Annotated in this window: 14 protein-coding genes; 7 read left to right on the plus strand and 7 right to left on the minus strand. The window is 73.6% G+C overall.

The features are described from left to right. Positions 1-245 precede the first annotated feature (245 nt). The 3 genes from ACN28A_RS02305 (at position 246) to ACN28A_RS02315 (ending at position 6,168) form a co-directional block, all read left to right on the plus strand. Positions 246-3,338: a glycoside hydrolase family 3 C-terminal domain-containing protein gene (locus ACN28A_RS02305; protein ID WP_421391796.1), complete on the plus strand. Its 3,093-nt coding sequence runs from the start codon at positions 246-248 to the stop codon at positions 3,336-3,338. A gap of 74 nt (positions 3,339-3,412) precedes the next feature. Then, positions 3,413-4,462: a LacI family DNA-binding transcriptional regulator gene (locus ACN28A_RS02310; protein WP_421404082.1), complete on the plus strand. Its 1,050-nt coding sequence runs from the start codon at positions 3,413-3,415 to the stop codon at positions 4,460-4,462. A 224-nt stretch (positions 4,463-4,686) separates the two neighbouring features. Continuing rightward, positions 4,687-6,168, plus strand: a complete 1,482-nt coding sequence (locus ACN28A_RS02315) for a pyridoxal-dependent decarboxylase (protein ID WP_421391797.1) — start codon at positions 4,687-4,689, stop codon at positions 6,166-6,168. Positions 6,169-6,244: 76 nt separating this feature from the next. Here ACN28A_RS02315 and ACN28A_RS02320 read toward each other — a convergent pair whose 3' ends face one another. The 4 genes from ACN28A_RS02320 to pyk all read right to left on the minus strand — a co-directional run bounded on the left by ACN28A_RS02320 (position 6,245) and on the right by pyk (position 10,299). Then, complete coding sequence (locus ACN28A_RS02320) at positions 6,245-7,156, minus strand: MerR family transcriptional regulator (RefSeq protein ID WP_421391799.1); 912 nt, start codon at positions 7,154-7,156, stop codon at positions 6,245-6,247. Positions 7,157-7,341: 185 nt separating this feature from the next. Continuing rightward, positions 7,342-7,938, minus strand: a complete 597-nt coding sequence (locus tag ACN28A_RS02325; RefSeq protein WP_421391801.1) for an RrF2 family transcriptional regulator — start codon at positions 7,936-7,938, stop codon at positions 7,342-7,344. 22 nt (positions 7,939-7,960) lie between these two features. Next, the gene (locus ACN28A_RS02330) at positions 7,961-8,848 is read right to left on the minus strand and encodes an acyl-CoA thioesterase (protein WP_421404084.1); all 888 of its coding nucleotides are present in this window, start codon (positions 8,846-8,848) and stop codon (positions 7,961-7,963) included. Positions 8,849-8,850: 2 nt separating this feature from the next. Next, positions 8,851-10,299 (minus strand): pyruvate kinase, encoded by a 1,449-nt coding sequence (gene pyk / locus ACN28A_RS02335; RefSeq protein WP_421391803.1) that lies wholly within the window; start codon positions 10,297-10,299, stop codon positions 8,851-8,853. Positions 10,300-10,655: 356 nt separating this feature from the next. Between pyk and ACN28A_RS02340 the strand changes: the two genes are divergently transcribed. Next, a complete protein-coding gene (locus ACN28A_RS02340) occupies positions 10,656-10,955 on the plus strand; it encodes a hypothetical protein (protein WP_421391804.1) in 300 nt (99 codons plus the stop codon). A gap of 5 nt (positions 10,956-10,960) precedes the next feature. Beyond that, positions 10,961-12,658: an amidase gene (locus ACN28A_RS02345; RefSeq protein ID WP_421391806.1), complete on the plus strand. Its 1,698-nt coding sequence runs from the start codon at positions 10,961-10,963 to the stop codon at positions 12,656-12,658. Between the two features lie 129 nt (positions 12,659-12,787). Here the strand turns inward: ACN28A_RS02345 and ACN28A_RS02350 are convergent, their stop codons facing one another. The 3 genes from ACN28A_RS02350 to ACN28A_RS02360 all read right to left on the minus strand — a co-directional run bounded on the left by ACN28A_RS02350 (position 12,788) and on the right by ACN28A_RS02360 (position 15,684). Next, positions 12,788-12,958 (minus strand): hypothetical protein, encoded by a 171-nt coding sequence (locus tag ACN28A_RS02350; protein WP_421391809.1) that lies wholly within the window; start codon positions 12,956-12,958, stop codon positions 12,788-12,790. 387 nt (positions 12,959-13,345) lie between these two features. Then, positions 13,346-13,498, minus strand: coding sequence for a hypothetical protein (locus ACN28A_RS02355; RefSeq protein ID WP_421391811.1), 153 nt, complete (start codon positions 13,496-13,498; stop codon positions 13,346-13,348). A gap of 161 nt (positions 13,499-13,659) precedes the next feature. Then, positions 13,660-15,684 carry a sensor histidine kinase gene (locus ACN28A_RS02360; protein WP_421404086.1) on the minus strand — a complete coding sequence of 675 codons (2,025 nt, stop codon included), beginning with the start codon at positions 15,682-15,684 and terminating at the stop codon, positions 13,660-13,662. 183 nt (positions 15,685-15,867) lie between these two features. Here ACN28A_RS02360 and ACN28A_RS02365 point away from each other — a divergent pair, with 183 nt between their 5' ends. Both ACN28A_RS02365 and ACN28A_RS02370 read left to right on the plus strand, forming a co-directional pair. Continuing rightward, positions 15,868-16,245 (plus strand): DUF7674 family protein, encoded by a 378-nt coding sequence (locus ACN28A_RS02365; RefSeq protein ID WP_421391814.1) that lies wholly within the window; start codon positions 15,868-15,870, stop codon positions 16,243-16,245. A 115-nt stretch (positions 16,246-16,360) separates the two neighbouring features. Continuing rightward, a complete protein-coding gene (locus ACN28A_RS02370; RefSeq protein ID WP_421391817.1) occupies positions 16,361-17,017 on the plus strand; it encodes an SRPBCC family protein in 657 nt (218 codons plus the stop codon). Positions 17,018-17,047: the final 30 nt, after the last annotated feature.

Consider the following 17,047-nt stretch of genomic DNA (forward strand, 5'->3'; position numbering starts at 1 on the left):
TTGACCGGTACGGCCACTGGTGGAAGCCTCGAAATGCTCCCTCGTGACCAGCGGGAAACCGCTATCCACGGTGGAGTGTTTCTTCCTCGGCCGTCGAAGCGCTTCGAGCTTCCCGGGCTGTCGGTCGGGGACACCCGCCGCGCCATCCCGCCCCCCCGCCTGTTTCGAAGCGCTTCGACTGAGTCGCCACCACCACCGGTCGCACCGCCGCAGCGCAGGTCGAAAATCATGGAAGGTGATCGACCGTGACCGACACGACGTTCCGCGACCCCGACCAGCCGCTCGACGTACGGGTCGCCGACCTGCTCGGCCGGCTCACCCCGGCGGAGAAGGTCGCGCTGCTGCACCAGCACCAGGCCCCGGTGCCCCGGCTCGGAATGCCGGCGTTCCGTACCGGCACCGAGGCGTTGCACGGGCTCGCCTGGCTCGGCCCGGCGACCGTCTTTCCGCAGGCGCTCGGGCTCGGCAGCACCTGGAACCCGGAGCTGATCCGGGCGGTCGGCGCGGCGGTCGGCGACGAGGTCCGGGGGCTGCACCACAAGGACCCGACCCGGGTCGGGCTGAACGTCTGGGCGCCGGTGGTGAACCCGCTGCGCGACCCCAGGTGGGGACGCAACGAGGAGGGCTACGCCGAGGACCCCTGGCTGACCAGTTGGCTCGGCACCGCCTACGCCCGGGGCCTGCGCGGTGACCACCCCGACTACCTGAAGACCGCCCCGACGCTGAAGCACTTCCTCGGCTACAACAACGAGACCGACAGGTGCACCACCTCCAGCAACCTGCCACCCCGGGTGCTCTACGAGTACGAGCTGCCCGCCTTCCGGGCACCGATCGCCACCGGCTCGGCGGTGGCGGTGATGGCGTCGTACAACCTGGTCAACGGGCGGCCGGCGCACCTGAGCCCGCTGATCGGGGCCGAGCTGCGCCGGTGGACCAGCGACGAGATCCTGGTGGTCAGCGACGCCAGTGCGGTCTCCAACATCGCCGGCGCCCAGGGCTACCTGCCCGACCACCCCAGCGGGTACGCCGCCGCGCTGCGGGCCGGCGTCGACAGCTTCACCGAGGACAGCGAGGACTCCGGGCCGACGATCGAGCGGCTGACCGAGGCGCTCCGGCGCGGGCTGCTCGACGAGTCCGACCTGGACACGGCGGTACGGCGGATCCTCACCATCCGGTTCCGGCTCGGCGACTTCGACCCGCCGGAGCGGAACCCGTACACGGCGATCACCGCAGACGTGATCAACTGCTCGGCGCACCAGGAGCTGGCCCGGGAGGCCGCCCGGCAGTCGCTGGTGCTGCTGCGCAACGTCGCCCGGCCCGGCACCGGGGCCCTGTTGCCGCTCGACCCGGGCCGGACCGGCCGACTGGCCGTACTCGGGCCGCTTGCCGACACGCTCCACGAGGACTGGTACAGCGGGACCCTGCCGTACGCGATCACCGCCCGGGACGGCCTGGCCGCCCGCTTCGCCCCGGCCAGCACGGCCTACCACTGTGGCGCCGACCTGATCGCGCTGCGCACCGCCGACGGCTACGTCCGGGCCGCCCACGATCCGCAGGGCGCCGCGCTCCGGCTCGACCGGACCTGCCCGGCAGCCCCGGTGGCCGACGCCCCGGCCACCTCCGACGACACGACCACCGCCGGGACCGACGTCGCCGGGACCGCCACCGTCGGGACGGGCGTCGGCGGGACGGGCGTCGGCGGGACGGGCGTCGGCGGGGCGGCCGGGCCGGTTCCGGCGGACGGGTGGTTCGAGGTCTTCGACTGGGGACAGGACATCGTCGCGCTGCGCAGCCTGGCGAACGGCCGGCACGTCGGCGCCGACGACGAGGGACTGCTGGTCAACGACCGGCCCGGACCCGGTGGCTGGATCGTCCGGGAGACGTTCCGGCTGGTCGACCGGCCGGGCGGCGACCGGGTACTGCACCACCTGGCCACCGGGCGGTACGTCCGGGTCGGCCCGGACGGCATGCTCCGGGCCGACGCGGTGGAGCCGGCCGGGGCCACCGGGTTCACCGTCGAACTGGTCTCCGACGGTGCGGCCGAGGCGGCTGCGCTGGCCCGGGAGGCCGACGTCGCCGTGGTGGTGCTCGGCAACCACCCGATGGTCTGCGGCCGGGAGACCGAGGACCGCGCCGACCTCGCCCTGCCGGCCGGACAGGAGGCGCTGCTCCGGGCGGTGTACGCGGCCAACCCGCGTACCGTGCTGGTGCTCAGCAGCAGTTATCCGTACGCGGTGAACTGGGCCGACGAGCACCTCCCGGCGATCGTCTGGTCGGCGCACGGCGGCCAGGAGTACGGTGCCGCGCTGGCCGCCGTACTCGCCGGGGACGCCGACCCGGGTGGCCGGTTGACCCAGACCTGGTACCGCGACGCGGCGGAGCTGCCCGACCTGTTCGACTACGACGTGATAGCCACCGACACCACGTACCTCTACCATCGGGGCACCCCGCTCTACCCGTTCGGCCACGGGCTGAGCTACGCCGAATTCGCCTACTCTGACCTCCGGCTCAGCGCGGACGAGGTGGACGCGGCCGGAGAGATCGAGGTCAGCGTGCGGGTGACCAACGTCGGTTCCCGACCGGGCGACGAGGTGGTCCAGCTCTACACCCGGCAGCGGCGCTCCCGGGTCAAGCAGCCGCTGCGCCAGCTTCGCGGCTTCACCCGGGTGAGCCTGGCGCCGGGCGCCTCGACGACGGTACGCCTCCGGCTGCGGGCGACCGAGCTCGCGCACTGGGACGTGGCCCGGGGCCGGTACGTGGTGGAGGACGCCCGGCACACCGTCGCGGTCGGCCGGTCCAGCGCCGACCTGCTGCTGACCGCCACCCTGGCGGTGCACGGCGAGCCGGTACGCCCCCGCGCGGCGCTGGCCGGTCCACTCTGCGCGGCCGACCACGACGAGTACGCCGGCATCGAGCCGCTGCCGGACGGCCCGGACGGTGCGGCGGTGCTGGCCCGGGAGGCCGGCGGCTGGATCCGGTTCTCCCGGGTGGACTTCGGCACCGGGGTACGCGGGGTCGCGGCCCGGGTCGGCGGCCACCGCCCGCTGCCACACGGCGCCGAGCTGGTGCTCCGGTTCGACGACCCGGTCCGGGGCCCGATCGCCGGCACGATCCCCGTCCCACCCACCGTCGACAACGCCCCTACCCCCGGGAGCGGGACCGGCACCGGCGACGTCGATCCGGCTACCGCCACCGCAACCGGCCGGTGGCACGGCGAGGCGACCGGGGTACGGGATCTGTATCTGCTGTTCGACACCCCCGGCGCTACGCTGAGTTGGTTGACCTTCACGGCAGGAGTCGACGGGGACCGCACCGGTGTGGAAGCTGGAGGCGCCTAGTGTCCGAATCGTCGGGCCCCACCTCGCGACAGTCGCACCGGCAGTCCACCGGTGGTCCCGCGAAGCGGGCGGACATGGTGACCATCGCCGACGTGGCCCGGCACGCCGGGGTCGCGGTCAGCACCGTGTCGTACGTGCTCAGCGGCAAGCGTGCCATCTCGGCCTCGACCCGGGAACGGGTGATGGCCAGCGTGCGCAGCCTCGGCTACCACCCGAACGCCGGGGCGCGGGCCCTGGCCAGCAGGCGGGCCAACGTGATCGCCCTGGTGCTGCCGCTGCGCTCCGGCATGCACCTGCCGGTACTCATGCAGTTCGCCACCGCCGTGGTGACCACCGCCCGGCAGTTCGACCACGACGTGCTGCTGATGACCGCCGACGAGGGGCCGGCCGGGCTGCGCCGGATCGCCGCCAGCGCGATGGTCGACGGCATCGTGCTGATGGACGTGGAGATGCACGACGACCGGGTACCGGTGCTGCGCGACCTGGAACGGCCCAGTGTGCTCATCGGATTCCCCGCCGACCCCACCGGGCTGACCTGCGTCGACCTGGATTTCCATCGGGCCGGGGCGGTCTGCGTCGAGCACCTGGCCGGGCTCGGCCACCGCTCGGTGGCGCTGCTCGGCGCCCCGGCGGTGGTCTACGACCGGGACACCGGTTTCGCCCACCGCACCCGGGCCGGCTTCGCCGAGACGGCGCGGCGGCACGGGATCGCGGCGGTCGCCCAGCCCTGCGAGGAGAACCTCGAGGCGGTCGCCCAGGAGCTTGCCGGGCTGCTGGAGCGCCAGCCGGAACTGTCGGCGCTGGTGGTGCACAACGAGGCGGCGGTCGGTCAGGTGCTCGCGGCGCTGCCGGCGCTCGGCCGGCGGGTCCCGCAGGACGTCTCGGTGGTGGCGATCTGCCCCGACGAGGTCGCCGAACGGGCCAGTCCGGCGCTGACCTCGGTGCTGATCCCGGCCGAGGAGGTCGGCCGGCAGGCGGTGTCGCTGCTGATGGCGAAGCTGGAGCGGGAGCCCGTCCCGGAGGGCACCCTGCTGCCGCCCCGGCTCACCGTCCGGGCCAGTACCGCGGCGGCGCGGCCGGCGGTCGGCTCGCCGAACGTACCGACCGCCGCCCCGGCCGGCTGACCACCGGTCGTCGACCCGGCACCACCCCACGGCAGCCCGGCCGGACGCCGCCACTCCCCCGGCTGACCACCCCGGACGCCGGCACCACGCTGGCCGACCACCCGACCCGTCGCGCGCGCCGGCCCCGCCGCCCGCTCGCCCGGCCACCGCCCGATCCGCCGAGCGCACCGGCTCCGCCGCCCGGGTTCTTGATCGGCGGCGGCCGGGCTGGTCCACTCAGGGCCATGGCCCGACACATGACCCCGGACGAGTTCCGTCGCCACGGTCACCAGCTGGTCGACTGGATCGCCGACTACTGGGCCACGCTCGACCGGCGCCCGGTCGCCGCCACCGACCCGCCCGGCACCGTCGCCGGCCGGCTGCCAGCCGGCCCTCCCGAGCGGGGCGAGCCGTTCGACCGGCTCCTCGCCGACCTGGACACGGTTATCGCGCCCGGCCTCACCCACTGGCAGCATCCGCGGTTCTTCGGCTACTTCCCGGCGAACACCTCCGGGCCGAGCGTGCTCGGCGACCTGGTCTGTGCCGGCCTCGGCGTGCAGGGCATGCTCTGGTCCACCGGCCCGGCCTGCACCGAGGTCGAGACGGTGGTGCTGGACTGGCTGGCGGAACTGCTCGACCTGCCGGCCCGGTTCCGGTCGGCCGGCACCGGCGGCGGGGTGATCCAGGACTCGGCCTCCTCGGCGATCCTGATCGCCGTACTGGCCGCGCTGCACCGGGCCGGCGACGGCCGGTGGCGGGGGCACGGGGTGCGGCGGGCGTACCGGGTCTACACGTCGACCCAGGGGCATTCGGCGATCGAGAAGGCGGTCCGGATCGCCGGGCTCGGCGACGCGGGACTGCGTACCGTCGGGGTCGACCCGCAGAACCTGGCGCTGGACCCGGTGGCGCTGCGGCAGGCCGTCGAGGCGGACCTGGCGGCCGGGCTGGTGCCCGCGGCGGTGGTGGCGACGATCGGCACCACCTCCACGAACGCGGTCGACCCGATCCCGGCGATCGGCGAACTGTGCCGGGAGTACGGGCTGTGGTTGCACGTCGACGCCGCGTACGCCGGGGCGGCCGCGGTCTGCCCGGAACTGCGGCACACCCACGCCGGGCTGGAGTACGCCGACTCGTACTGCTTCGACCCGCACAAGTGGCTGCTCACCGGTTTCGACTGCGACGCGTTCTGGGTGGCGGACCGGGCGGAGCTGGTCGAGGCGCTGACGGTGCTGCCGGAGTACCTGCGCAACGCGGCGACCGAGTCTGGGGCGGTGCTCGACTACCGGGACTGGCAGGTACCGCTCGGCCGGCGGTTCCGGGCGCTGAAACTCTGGTTCGTGCTCCGCTGGTACGGCGCCGAGGGGCTGCGCGCGCACATCCGGGAGACGATCGCGCTGGCCGGATGGTTCGCCGAGCGGGTCCGGGCCGACCCGCGCTTCGAAGTGGTCGCGCCGGGCCCGTTCGCGCTGGTCTGCTTCCGGCTGGCCGGCACCGGCGACGGGGCCGCCGACGACGAGGCGAACGCCGAACTGCTGGCCCGGGTGAACGGGACCGGCCGGGCGTACCTGACGCACACCCGGGTCGGCGGCCGTTACACGCTGCGGCTGGTGCCGGGGTCGCCGTACACCCGGCAGGAGCACGTGGCGCAGACCTGGCAGCTGATCACCGAGGTCGCGGCCACCCTCGGTCCACCGGACCGCTCTCGCCCGACCGGGCCGGGCCGTTGACCGACCCGGGCAGCCGACCAGGCCGGGCAGGGCCCCCGCCGCGACCGACGCGACGGGCGGGGGCCTGCGGGATCCGTCAGGCGCGCAGGGCGGCGATGAACCACTCGAACTTCGGCACCTGGGGCGGGAACGGCGGGCGGCCGTTGAGCAGGCCGAGCAGTTCCCAGTACCGCTCGACCCGGCGGTCGGTGAAGGTCGCCACCTCGTCGGCGAGCCGGGCGCGCTCCTCGGTGGAGAGTCCCGGGTCCACGATCCGGTCCAACACCGCCCGACCCTGCGCCGAGTCCGGGGCGATCCCGTCCGCCATCGCCCGGCCGACCTGCTCGACCACGGCCGTCGGGTCGTACGCCGACGGCCCGCCCCGCTCGCCGGTCGGCTGCCCGCCGGCCACCGCCATCTGCCGGGCCCGCTGCCCGAAGTCCGGGTCGGCGACCAGCTCGGCGAGTTCCAGCCAGGCGTCCACCTGTTCCGGGCTCGGGTCGTCGGGCAGTTCGGCCGGCATCTGCCGCATCGCCTCGGCGATCCTCGCCCCGGGCTCGTACGGCTCGATCCCGGCAAAGGTACGGTCCACGAAGTCGTCGATCATCCGCTGCCGTTCCTGCGCGGAGAGCCGGGCCAGCTTGTTCATCACTCTCATCTCCTCGGTCGTGCTGTTCCGTCGGGCGACCGACCGCAGCACGGCCCGGCGCAACTGGAGCGCGCGGATCTCGGTGTCCAGGGCGAGTACGTGCGCCCGGGCCACCTCGGCCAACGTGCTCTGCCGGGCCAGGATCCGCTGCACCGTCCCGAGGTCCAGGCCGAGTTCCCGCAGTGTCCGGACCAGGTCCAGCCGGGCCACCGCCTCGGTGTCGTAGAGGCGGTAGCCGCCGCTGGACCGGCCGGTCGGCGGAATCACGTCGGCGTCGGACCAGAACCGGATGGTCCGGACCGACAGGCCGGTACGTCGGGCGAGCTGTCCGATCGTGAACAGCTCGGTGCGGTCGTTCACGGAACGAGCATCAACCTTCCAGCCGCTGGAGACTCAAATCCATTATCTCCGCGCCGGTGGTCGCCGGCCGTCGGATGCCCCACGGCGGCCGGATGCCCGCCGCCGGCAAGCGGATGCCCGCCGGTGACCGCCGAATGCCGGATGCCCGCCAGTGAGCGGCGGATGCCGGGTGCCCGGCGTGAGGCTCAGGTCCAGGCGGCCGGATCGGCGACGAGTTCGCGGACCCGGTCCGGCAGCTTGCCGTTGGCCACGTCGGCGACGGTGACCAGCTCCAGGATCTCCCGCTCGCTGGCCCGCAGCGCGATCCAGACCTCTTGGAGGGCGCGGGCCGCGCCGGAGTAGCCGAGCTCCTCCGGGCGCTGTCCCCGGATGTTGGCCAGCGGGCCGTCGATCACCCGGATCACCTCGGCCAGCGAGATCTCGGTAGCCGGGCGGGCCAGCCAGTAACCGCCCTCGGGGCCACGCTGGGCATGCACGATCCCGCCCCGGCGCAGTTGCAACAGGATGCTCTCCAGGAACTTCGGCGGGATGTCCTGGGTCCGGGCGATCTGTTCGGCGGTCAGCGGCACCGGGCGTCGGCTCGGCCCGCCGGTCGGCGACCCCGGACGCCGGCCCGGCGCGGCAGCCTCGCCGTCCGCGCCCTGGCCGGCGGATCGGCCCCGGCCACCGGTGTCTCCCCGGCCGGCGGCACCCGACCGCGGGTCGGGCCCGCCCTGCTCCGCGCGTGCGGCGATCTCGGCAACGGCACGCAGCGCGTAGTCGACCCGGGCGGAGAGACGCATACCGGAAGGTTATCCGGCCCGGTCAGGCCCCGACCCGGCGGAGCAGCCCTTCCTGCACCGCGCTGGCGATCTGCCGGCCGTCGACGGTGAACATCCGGCCGGTGGCCAGCCCCCGCCCGCCCGACGCGGACGGGCTCCAGCAGTCGTAGAGGAACCACTCGTCGGCCCGGAACCGGCGGTGGAACCAGAGCGCGTGGTCGAGGCTGGCCCCGACCAGGCCACCGGGCCCCCACACCTCGCCGTGCACCGAGAGGACCGAGTCGAGCAGGGTCATGTCGGAGGCGAAGGTGAGGGCGCAGGCGTGCAGCAGCGGGTCGTCGGGCAACTTGCCGTCGATCCGCATCCAGACCCGCTGGTGCGGGTCGGCGGGCCGGTCGCCGGGGCGTACCCAGCCGGGTTCGCCGACGTACCGGACGTCGATCGGGCGCGGGATCATCGCCCAGATGCCGAGCCGTTCCGGGTAGCGGGCCAGCCGGTCGGACATGGTCGGCAGGGTCTCCGGCGGCGGCACGTCGGCCGGCACCGGGGCGTGGTGGTCGAGCCCCTCCTCCTCGCGGTGGAAGGAGGCCGACATGAAGAAGATCGGCTTGTCGTGCTGGAGCGCGACGGACCGGCGTACCGAGAAGGAGCGGCCGTCCCGGACGTTCTCCACCTGGTATTCGATCGGCTCGGCCGGGTCGCCGGGCCGGACGAAGTAGCCGTGCAGGGAGTGCACGAACCGGGCCGGGTCGACCGTCCGGCCGGCGGCGACCAGGGCCTGACCGGCGACCTGGCCGCCGTACACCCGTTGCGGGCCGACCGGCGGGCTCATCCCCCGGAAGGTGTGCTCGTCGAGCTGGCGGAGGTCGAGTACCTCCAGCAGGAGGTCGACCGCCGCCTGCCCGACGACCGTCTCGGCGGGAGGATCCAGGCTCACTGTCCCGACCGGCCGACCGCCGGGTCGACGAGCGAGCCGAGCTGGTGCACCCGCAGCGTGTTCGTGGAGCCGGGGGTACCGGACGGGGTACCGGCGACGATCACCACGTAGTCGCCCGGGTTGGCGTGGCTGAGCCCGATCAGCGCCTGGTCGACCTGCCGGAACATGTCGTCGGTGTGCTGCACGAAGGGCATCAGGAAGGTCTGCACACCCCAGGAGAGGGCGAGCTGGTCGCGCACCTCCGGGACCGGGGTGAAGGCGAGCAGCGGCAGGTCGCAGTGCAGCCGGGAGAGTCGGCGCACGGTGTCGCCGGTCTGCGAGAACGCGACGAGCGCCTTGGCGCCGATCGCCTTGGCGATCTGCGAGGCGGCGACGGTGAGCGCCCCGCCGTGGGTACGCGGGTCGTGCTGGAGCCGGGGCACCCCGATCGAACCGGACTCGGTGGTCGTGACGATCTTGGCCATCGTGCTGACCGTGAGCACCGGATATTTTCCGACGCTCGTCTCGCCGGAGAGCATCACCGCGTCCGCGCCGTCCAGCACCGCGTTCGCCACGTCGGACGCCTCGGCGCGGGTCGGCCGGGAGTTCTCGATCATGGAGTCGAGCATCTGGGTGGCCACGATGACCGGCTTGGCGTTCTCCCGGCAGAGCTGCACGGCCCGCTTCTGCACCAGCGGCACCTGGTCGAGCGGCAGCTCGACGCCGAGGTCACCACGGGCCACCATGATCCCGTCGAAGGCATTGACGATCGACTCCAGGTGGGTCACCGCCTCGGGCTTCTCCACCTTCGCCATCACCGGCCGGTGCACCCCGACCTCGTGCATGATGTGGTGCGCCAGCTTGATGTCCTCGGGCGAACGGACGAAGGACATCGCCACCATGTCGACGCCGAGCCCGAGCGCGAAGCGCAGGTCCTCGGTGTCCTTGTCCGACATCGCCGGCACGCTCACCGCGACGTTGGGCAGCGAGACGCCCTTGTTGTTGGAGACGGCGCCGCCCTCGGTGACGAGCACCCGGATGTCGTTGCCGTCCACCTCGCTGACCTCGACCGCGACCCGGCCGTCGTCGATCAGCAGCCGGTCGCCCGGCTTCACCTCGTAGGGCAGCTTGTCGTAGGTGCAGGAGACCCGCTCCCGGGTACCGACGACCGCGTCTCCGGTGATCACGACCGAGTCGCCGGTGCGCCACTCGTGCGGCCCGTCGGCGAACCGGCCGAGCCGGATCTTGGGACCCTGGAGGTCGGCGAGGACGGCGACTGCCCGACCGGTGGTCCGGGCGGCCTCCCGGACCAGGTGGTAGACCTGCTCGTGGTCGGCATGGCTGCCGTGGCTGAAGTTGAGCCGGGCTACGTCCATGCCCGCCTCGACGAGTCCGCGGATGCGCTCCGGTGAGGCGGTCGCGGGACCAAGGGTGCAGACGATCTTCGCGCGGCGTGTCACGGCCATCAGGCTAGTCTCTCTCTCGGATCGGCCCGCCGGACCCTCGGGATGCCGAAGTCTTGACCAACGTCACGCGGCTACAGGGTGACCGGCGGGTCGTCACACCGGGACGTCGTGGCGGGCGTCAGCGACCGCGCGGCGCCGAGCCTACTCCCGCCGCGCCAGCGTCGTGCTCCCGGCCGGGGTGGGTCCGGGTCCGTACGCGGGCGGCCAGCGGCGCCCAGAGGAGAAGTCTACGCCGCCGGTCGCCAGTTCACCGTGGCGTGATCTTGTCGTTATTCCGCCGACACCGTCCGGCCGGACAGTCAGGGCGCAGTGCAGTTGATCAAGATCCCGTGGATCCGACCGTCGCGAGGAGCGCCATGGCACCGACCCCGCCCACCGACGCCGAACTCAACACCATGATCCGGGCCCGGCTGGCCAGCCTGGGCATCGACCTCGACCAGCTGCCCCCGGGCGCCGCCGCCGACCCGGAGACCGGCTCCCCCGGCCAGGACTCGGTGCTCGCCTCGCTGCGCTCGTTCGTCCGGGGCACCGTGGCCGAGCTGGCCGCATACCAGCTGCCGGCCCCGGCCGGTACCGACCCGGAGCTGGCCAGGGCGCTCTCCCAGCAGGCCGCGCCGATGCTCTACCCCTCGATCAGCACGCAGTGGCGGCGGTGAGGACGATGGACTCCGTACCCCAGGACCGGACCGTCGACCGCCGGACCTTCCTGGCCCGGGCCGCCGCGCTGGCCGCCGCCGGAGCGGCCGGCGGCACCGTCGCACTGCCCGCGGTGGCTACCGCGCAGACCCCGCGGACCCTGGCCCCCGGCAGCACCGGGCCGGCCGGGCACGGCGGCGGCCCCGGCCGGCCGAATCCGGCGCTGGACCGGCCGGAGGCGTACCGGCGGCCCCGGCCCGAGGCACTGGCCGACCCGACCGAGCTGACCGTCGCCGAGGCGGCCTGGCTGATCCGGGCCCGCCGGCTCAGCCCGGCCGAACTGGTCGAGGCGTACCTGGCGCGGATCGGGGCGTACGAGGAGACGTACCAGGCGTTCAACCTGGTGCTCGCGGACGCCGCGCTGGCCGCCGCCCGGGCCGCCGGACGGGAACGGCACTGCGGTGCGCTGCACGGCATCCCGCTGGCGATCAAGGACAACTACTACACCGCCGGGGTACCGACGACCGCCAACTCCTACCTCTTCCGGGACTTCGTGCCGCCGTCCGACGCCACGGCGGTGGCCCGGCTCCGGGCGAACGGGGCGATCGTGCTCGGCAAGACCCAGATGGGCCCGCTGGCCACCACCCGGGCCACCACCCCGGCCGGGATCGTCACCACGGTCAACGCCTGGACGCCGACCGACCCGGGCACCGACCCCGGCGGGTCGTCCACCGGTACCGCGACGGCGGTCGCCGGCCGGCTGGCCACCGCCGGCACCGGCACCCAGACCGGCGGCTCGATCACCGCGCCGTCGAACGCGCAGAACCTGACCGGGCTCAAGCCGACGATGGGCCGGGTCCCGCTGACCGGGATCATCCCGCTCAGCTACACCCGGGACCATCCCGGACCGCTGGCCCGGGACGCCCGGGACGCCGCGATCATGCTCACCGCGATGGCCGGCGAGGACCCTGCCGACCCGCGCAGCCAGGGCCTGCCACCGGTCCCCCGGCTGATCGAGGCGGCCACCCCGGTGTACGCCGGCCGGCGGGTCAAGCTGCGCTGGAAGACGAGGATCGGGGTACCCCCCGGCTACGCCTCCGGCACCTCGGCGACCGCGCTGGCCCGGCAGGCGTTCCTGGCCGAGCTGGCGAAACTTCCCGGCGCGACAGTTGTCGACGTGCCGCTGCCGGCGGACTGGAACCTGCTCTCCGGCGGCAGCTTCAACAACATCCGGCTGCCGGAGCGCAGCGAGCCCTTCATGCCGTACCTCCGCACCGACCTGCGCGGCTTCGGGGTCTCGGTGACCAGCTGGTTGCAGGGGGCGCTGCTCGGCGGCACCGAGTTCCTCACCGGGCAGCGGGCCAAGCTGCTCTTCCTGGAACGGGTACTCGACCAGATCTTCGACGTCTGTGACGTGGTGGTGCAGACCGGACCGGTGCCGTTCGACATCCTCGGCCTGCCGGAGATCGGCTTCCCGATCGGGTTCAGCCCGGCCGGGGTGCCGATCGGCACCATCCTCGGCGGCCTGCCGTACGGGGAGGAACGGCTGTTGTCGGTGGTGGCCGCGTACCAGGAGGTGACCGACTGGCACTGGCGCCGGCCGACCGACCCGCCGGCCGTGGCGGTGGACCCCCGGGCCGCCCGGGGCACCCTGACGGCGCCCGAGCCGGACGGGTCGCGGGGCCGGCTGACCGCCGAGCAGGTGGCCGAACTGACCCAGTGAACCTCCGGCAACATCTTCCGGCGATCCCGTCACGACCACGGCCGAGCTGAAACGGTCCTGGGGTCATCGGTACGGCGAGGGATGTGGCGGTCCGGGTCGACGGTAGGGTCGACCCGGACCGCCGTCCGGTCAGCGCCCCCAGGGTTCGGCAGGGACGCATTCGGCCGGGTCCACCACGGACGATCCCCTTCCGCCGGGGGACGGCGAGTAGACGACCTTTCCGGCCGGGTCGACATAGCAGCCGCTGGTCCGGTCCGCGGCCTCGAACAGCGGCAGCCGGCCGAGCTCGTTGCCGTCCACGTCGTAACCGACCAGCCGCGCGTCCTGCTGGACCGCACCGCCGGTACTTATCAGCCCGAACGCCCCGCCCTCGATGCCGGCCGTGGTGGTGCGCCCCGCACCGTGCTCCGCAGGTGAAGTAGCCGGCGTCGGTCAGGAACAACATGGCCGAGCGATGCCTGTGCTGGGTGGCCACGGCCAGGTTGTCCAGCGTGACCTCCGCAGCCCGGGGGATCCCGTCCACGTCGGTCCGAGCCCGCTGGTCGAGGTTCCAGGTCAGGCACTGCTCGGCCGCGTCCCGCAGGGCGGGTGACAGCTCGGCGGCGGACATCGCGAGGATCCGGCTGTCTCCGTCGTCCGCACCGGACGGCCACAACGCGACCCCGGCCCCGACGGCCGCGACGGTGGTCACCACAGCGGCGAGGACCGCCACGCGCCGGCCGGTGTGCCTCGGTTCGCGGTCGGGACCGTGCAGTGCGACGAGAGGATGCCGGCGCGTATGCGCTCGGCGCGGACGGTTGGCAGGTCCCGCTCGGCGGGGGGTTGCAGGATGTCGGTCATCGCTCCTCCTGTCCGCGGGTGGCCACCAGGCGGGCCAGTCGGGATCGCGCCCGGCTGACCCGGGAGCGGACGGCGCCCTCGGTGACGCCGAGAATCGTGGCGGCCTAGGCGTACGGCACGCCAGACCAGACACAGAGCGCGATCACCTCACCGGACGGCGTTCACCGCCCGGCGGCGCTGCGCCGGGGTACCGACAACTCGACCTCGGTTCCCTCGCCCGGAGTGCTGTGGATCGTCGTGCTGCCGCCGAGATCGGCGATCCGGCCGCGTATCGACTGGACCACACCGAGCCGGCCGGCCCCGGCCGCCTCGACCAGCCGCTCCGGGGAGAATCCGACCCCGTTGTCGCGGACGGTGACGCGTACCGCCTCCCCCTCGTCCTCGAGCAGTACCCAGGCGCGGGCGCCGGGGCCGGCGTGCCGGCGTACGTTGTCCAGGGCGGCCTGCACCGCGGCGGTCAGCTCCACGGCGGTGGGGGCCGGCAGCAGCACGGGTTCGGCCGGCGCCGCGATCTCGGTCGTGCCGGACGCCAGTGCCGCCAGACCCGTCCGCAGGTCCTGGGCACCGTCAGGATGCGGGGCGGTCGCCCCGGTGAGCAGGCTGCGCAACGCCGTCTCCTGCTCGGCGGCGAGCGTGGCGAGCTGCGGGCCCTGCCCACCGAGATCGGAACCGTGCCGCTGCACCAGCGTCAGTACCTGCAGGACACCGTCGTGGATGGACCGGGCCAGCCGTTCCCGCTCGGCGGTGGCGGCGTCCCGGCGGATCTGCTCCGCGTGCTTCCGCTCGGCCCGTCGGGTGGCGATCTGTTGCGCGAAGCCGAGCCCGCCGATCGCCGCGCCCGCCACCAGCAGCAACCCGGCCGAGGTGTTCAGGTGGAACACCGAGTTGAGGTAGGACCCTACCGGCGAGCCGTTCCGCAGGTAGGTCGCCTGGATGGTCTGCAGCCCGCCACTCGCCAGTACAGCGGCCACCGGACCCAGCACGACCGGAAGGGCACCACGGGGGGCCAGCACCGGGGCGGTGGCGCCGACGACGGCGGTCGCCGCGGCGGCGACCACGAACAGGATGAGTGACGCGGGAATGGTGCTCCGCTGCTCCGCCAGCTTCTCGGGGTGCCCGGACGTCGCGGCGTAGGCGATGAACAGCGCCATGGCGGCCACCACCGTCAGCGCGCTGGCGAGCGGGACCCGCCACCGACTGCCGGCCGCGACGGCGCCGAGCACCACCCCGGCCAACGCGGACAGCCATCCCAGCGGGCCGGCGAAGACCAGCGCGGTGACGACGAGGATCATCGGTGCCACCACGGCCACCCGGGTGGTCGCCACGATCAGTGCCGCCGCGACCGACCAGGGACCGGCGACGGCGGCGATGCCAATCGTGACCACCAGGGTGATCGCCCCGACGATGGCGACCTCCACGAAGCTGCGGATGTAGAGGGCCGTGAAGCTGACCCCGAGCAGGTCGGCCAGTCGCTCGGTGCTCAGCAGGGACAGCGGGATCGCCAGGCACACCACGAACGCGCCGGCCAGCACCAGCCGGACCCGGCGCCTCGACCGGTCGGCGACGTCGGTCAGCCCGGTCGCGGCGTCGTCGCCGTGCCTCGCGTGCTGCCAGGCCACCGGCAGCACTCCGACCAGACCGACGACGACCAGGGCAGCGTGCCAGGCCGGAATGCCGCTGTTCGAGATCAGCCAGCCCGCACCGACCAGGACGGAGCCGAACAGTTGGGCGCCGACGGAGAGGCCGGTGACCGCCGCGCCCCAGCCCGGCGAATCACGGAAGAGGCTCTGGGCACATGCCAGCACCCCCAGGACCGCCAGCGGGTACCCGGCCTTGGCCGCGGCGGCGACCGCGAGCGGGAAGGTCAGCCCCGCCGAGGCCGACAGCACGTCGGGTACGGCCAGCAGACCCGCGACGACCAGCAGGTACGGCCACCACCGCAGGGCGCAGAGTCCGACGACGGTAGCCGCGATCGGCACCACCAGGAACGCCCACCCGATGCCGTGGAACTCGCCGTGTCGCGGCGTGTCGATGAAGGGCGGCAGCCCGTTGGCGTAGCGGGGAGAGGTCCACACCACGAGGAACAGGCAACCGCCCAGCCCGCCCAGCAGTGCCGGCAGGCGCCGACGACCGAGACCGGCAGGCACCCGGGACCGGGAGATCATCTCGTTCACGCGTAGCATCATCACCAGCCGAGCCTCCCGGGACCTGAGTTCCGCTACTCATCCTCGGCGGCTGGCGCCGTCGCGTCGGTCACCGGCGCCCGGCCGGCCGGCGTGGCAGGATCATCCGCGTGGTGGCTCGGTGACGCTACGGCTCGGTGACGCTACGGCTCGGCGGCCGCGGACAGGCCGAGCGGCGGCGGGGAGATGACGGCTGTGACTTCGGCGGAGCAGTTCGTCCGGGACCTCGTGGCGCGCTTCCCCGCGCTGCGGCCCGGCTACGAGGAACACCTGCGAGACAACGGCGAGCTGCTACCGCACGTCTTCTTCGGCATCGGCGAGGGGTTCACCGACCGGGTCGTGGACGCCTACACCCGGGACGGCGCCGCCGACACCCTCGACTGGCGCAGCGTGCTGACGTTCCTGGACGCGTACTTCGACCGGGGTGACCGTGCGGTCGACGAGGTCGTCGTGACGAGTTTCCTGGACGCGTTGCCGTGGCCGGAGCAGCCCGGGTACGGACTGGTCGACGAGCTGCCCGAACGCCTCCGGGCGCGGTTCCACCTGATCCGCCCGCACGGCTGAGTCGTGCGGGTGCCTCGGCAGCCACGCCGAAAACCCCTCATGGTTCGCTTATATAAGTTGCTCCTGATACGCTGCCACCCGTTCGACAGTCGAGAACCAGCGTGAGGAGTACGGGGTGGACATCGTCGACGAGATCAACGCGATCCACCGGAGGGTCGGCCGGGCCGAGACACCGGCCGGCGAGGGGCGTACCGTCCTGCTGCGCCGCAGCTACGACACCTCCGTGGACGACCTCTGGGACGCGGTCACCAACCCCGAACGGCTGCCGCGGTGGTTCGCACCGGTGAGCGGGGACTTCAAGCTGGGCGGCCGGTACCAGGTCCAGGGAAACGCCGGTGGCGAGATCATCCGCTGTGAACCACCCCGGATGTTCAGGCTGACCTGGATCTTCGGCGAGCCGGCCGAGGGCGGGTTCAGCGAGGTCGAGATCCGGCTCTCCCCCGCCGACGGCGCGGACCGGACCACCCTCGAACTCGAACACGTCGCCGTCATCGACCCGGAGCGGTGGACCGAGTACGGCCCCGGCGCGGTCGGCGTCGGCTGGGACCTGTCCCTGCTCGGCCTCGGTCTCTACCTGGGCGGCACCGCCGTCGAGGACCCCGACGCCTGGGGTGAGTCCCGGGAGGCCCGGGAGTTCATGACGCTGAGCAGCAACGCGTGGGGGGCGGCGACGGTGGCCGGCGGTGAGCACCCGGACGCGGTGGCGGCGATGGTCGCCAACACCACCCGGTTCTACGCCCCGGACCCGCCCGCCGGCCCGAACGCACCCTGAACCGGGAGCCGAGGCTGACCGCTCCCGGCC

This window comes from Plantactinospora sp. WMMB782 (assembly GCF_049179135.1).
Lineage (GTDB): Bacteria > Actinomycetota > Actinomycetes > Mycobacteriales > Micromonosporaceae > Plantactinospora.

Excerpts from the sequence above, each read along its gene's own strand:
- ACN28A_RS02310 (WP_421404082.1), top strand. The coding sequence starts at position 3,413 with ATGGTGACCATCGCCGACGTGGCCCGGCACGCCGGGGTCGCGGTCAGC.
- ACN28A_RS02315 (WP_421391797.1), top strand. The coding sequence starts at position 4,687 with ATGGCCCGACACATGACCCCGGACGAGTTCCGTCGCCACGGTCACCAG.
- ACN28A_RS02325 (WP_421391801.1), bottom strand. The coding sequence starts at position 7,938 with ATGCGTCTCTCCGCCCGGGTCGACTACGCGCTGCGTGCCGTTGCCGAG.
- pyk (WP_421391803.1), bottom strand. The coding sequence starts at position 10,299 with ATGGCCGTGACACGCCGCGCGAAGATCGTCTGCACCCTTGGTCCCGCG.
- ACN28A_RS02340 (WP_421391804.1), top strand. The coding sequence starts at position 10,656 with ATGGCACCGACCCCGCCCACCGACGCCGAACTCAACACCATGATCCGG.
- ACN28A_RS02345 (WP_421391806.1), top strand. The coding sequence starts at position 10,961 with ATGGACTCCGTACCCCAGGACCGGACCGTCGACCGCCGGACCTTCCTG.
- ACN28A_RS02355 (WP_421391811.1), bottom strand. The coding sequence starts at position 13,498 with ATGACCGACATCCTGCAACCCCCCGCCGAGCGGGACCTGCCAACCGTC.
- ACN28A_RS02360 (WP_421404086.1), bottom strand. The coding sequence starts at position 15,684 with ATGATGCTACGCGTGAACGAGATGATCTCCCGGTCCCGGGTGCCTGCC.
- ACN28A_RS02365 (WP_421391814.1), top strand. The coding sequence starts at position 15,868 with ATGACGGCTGTGACTTCGGCGGAGCAGTTCGTCCGGGACCTCGTGGCG.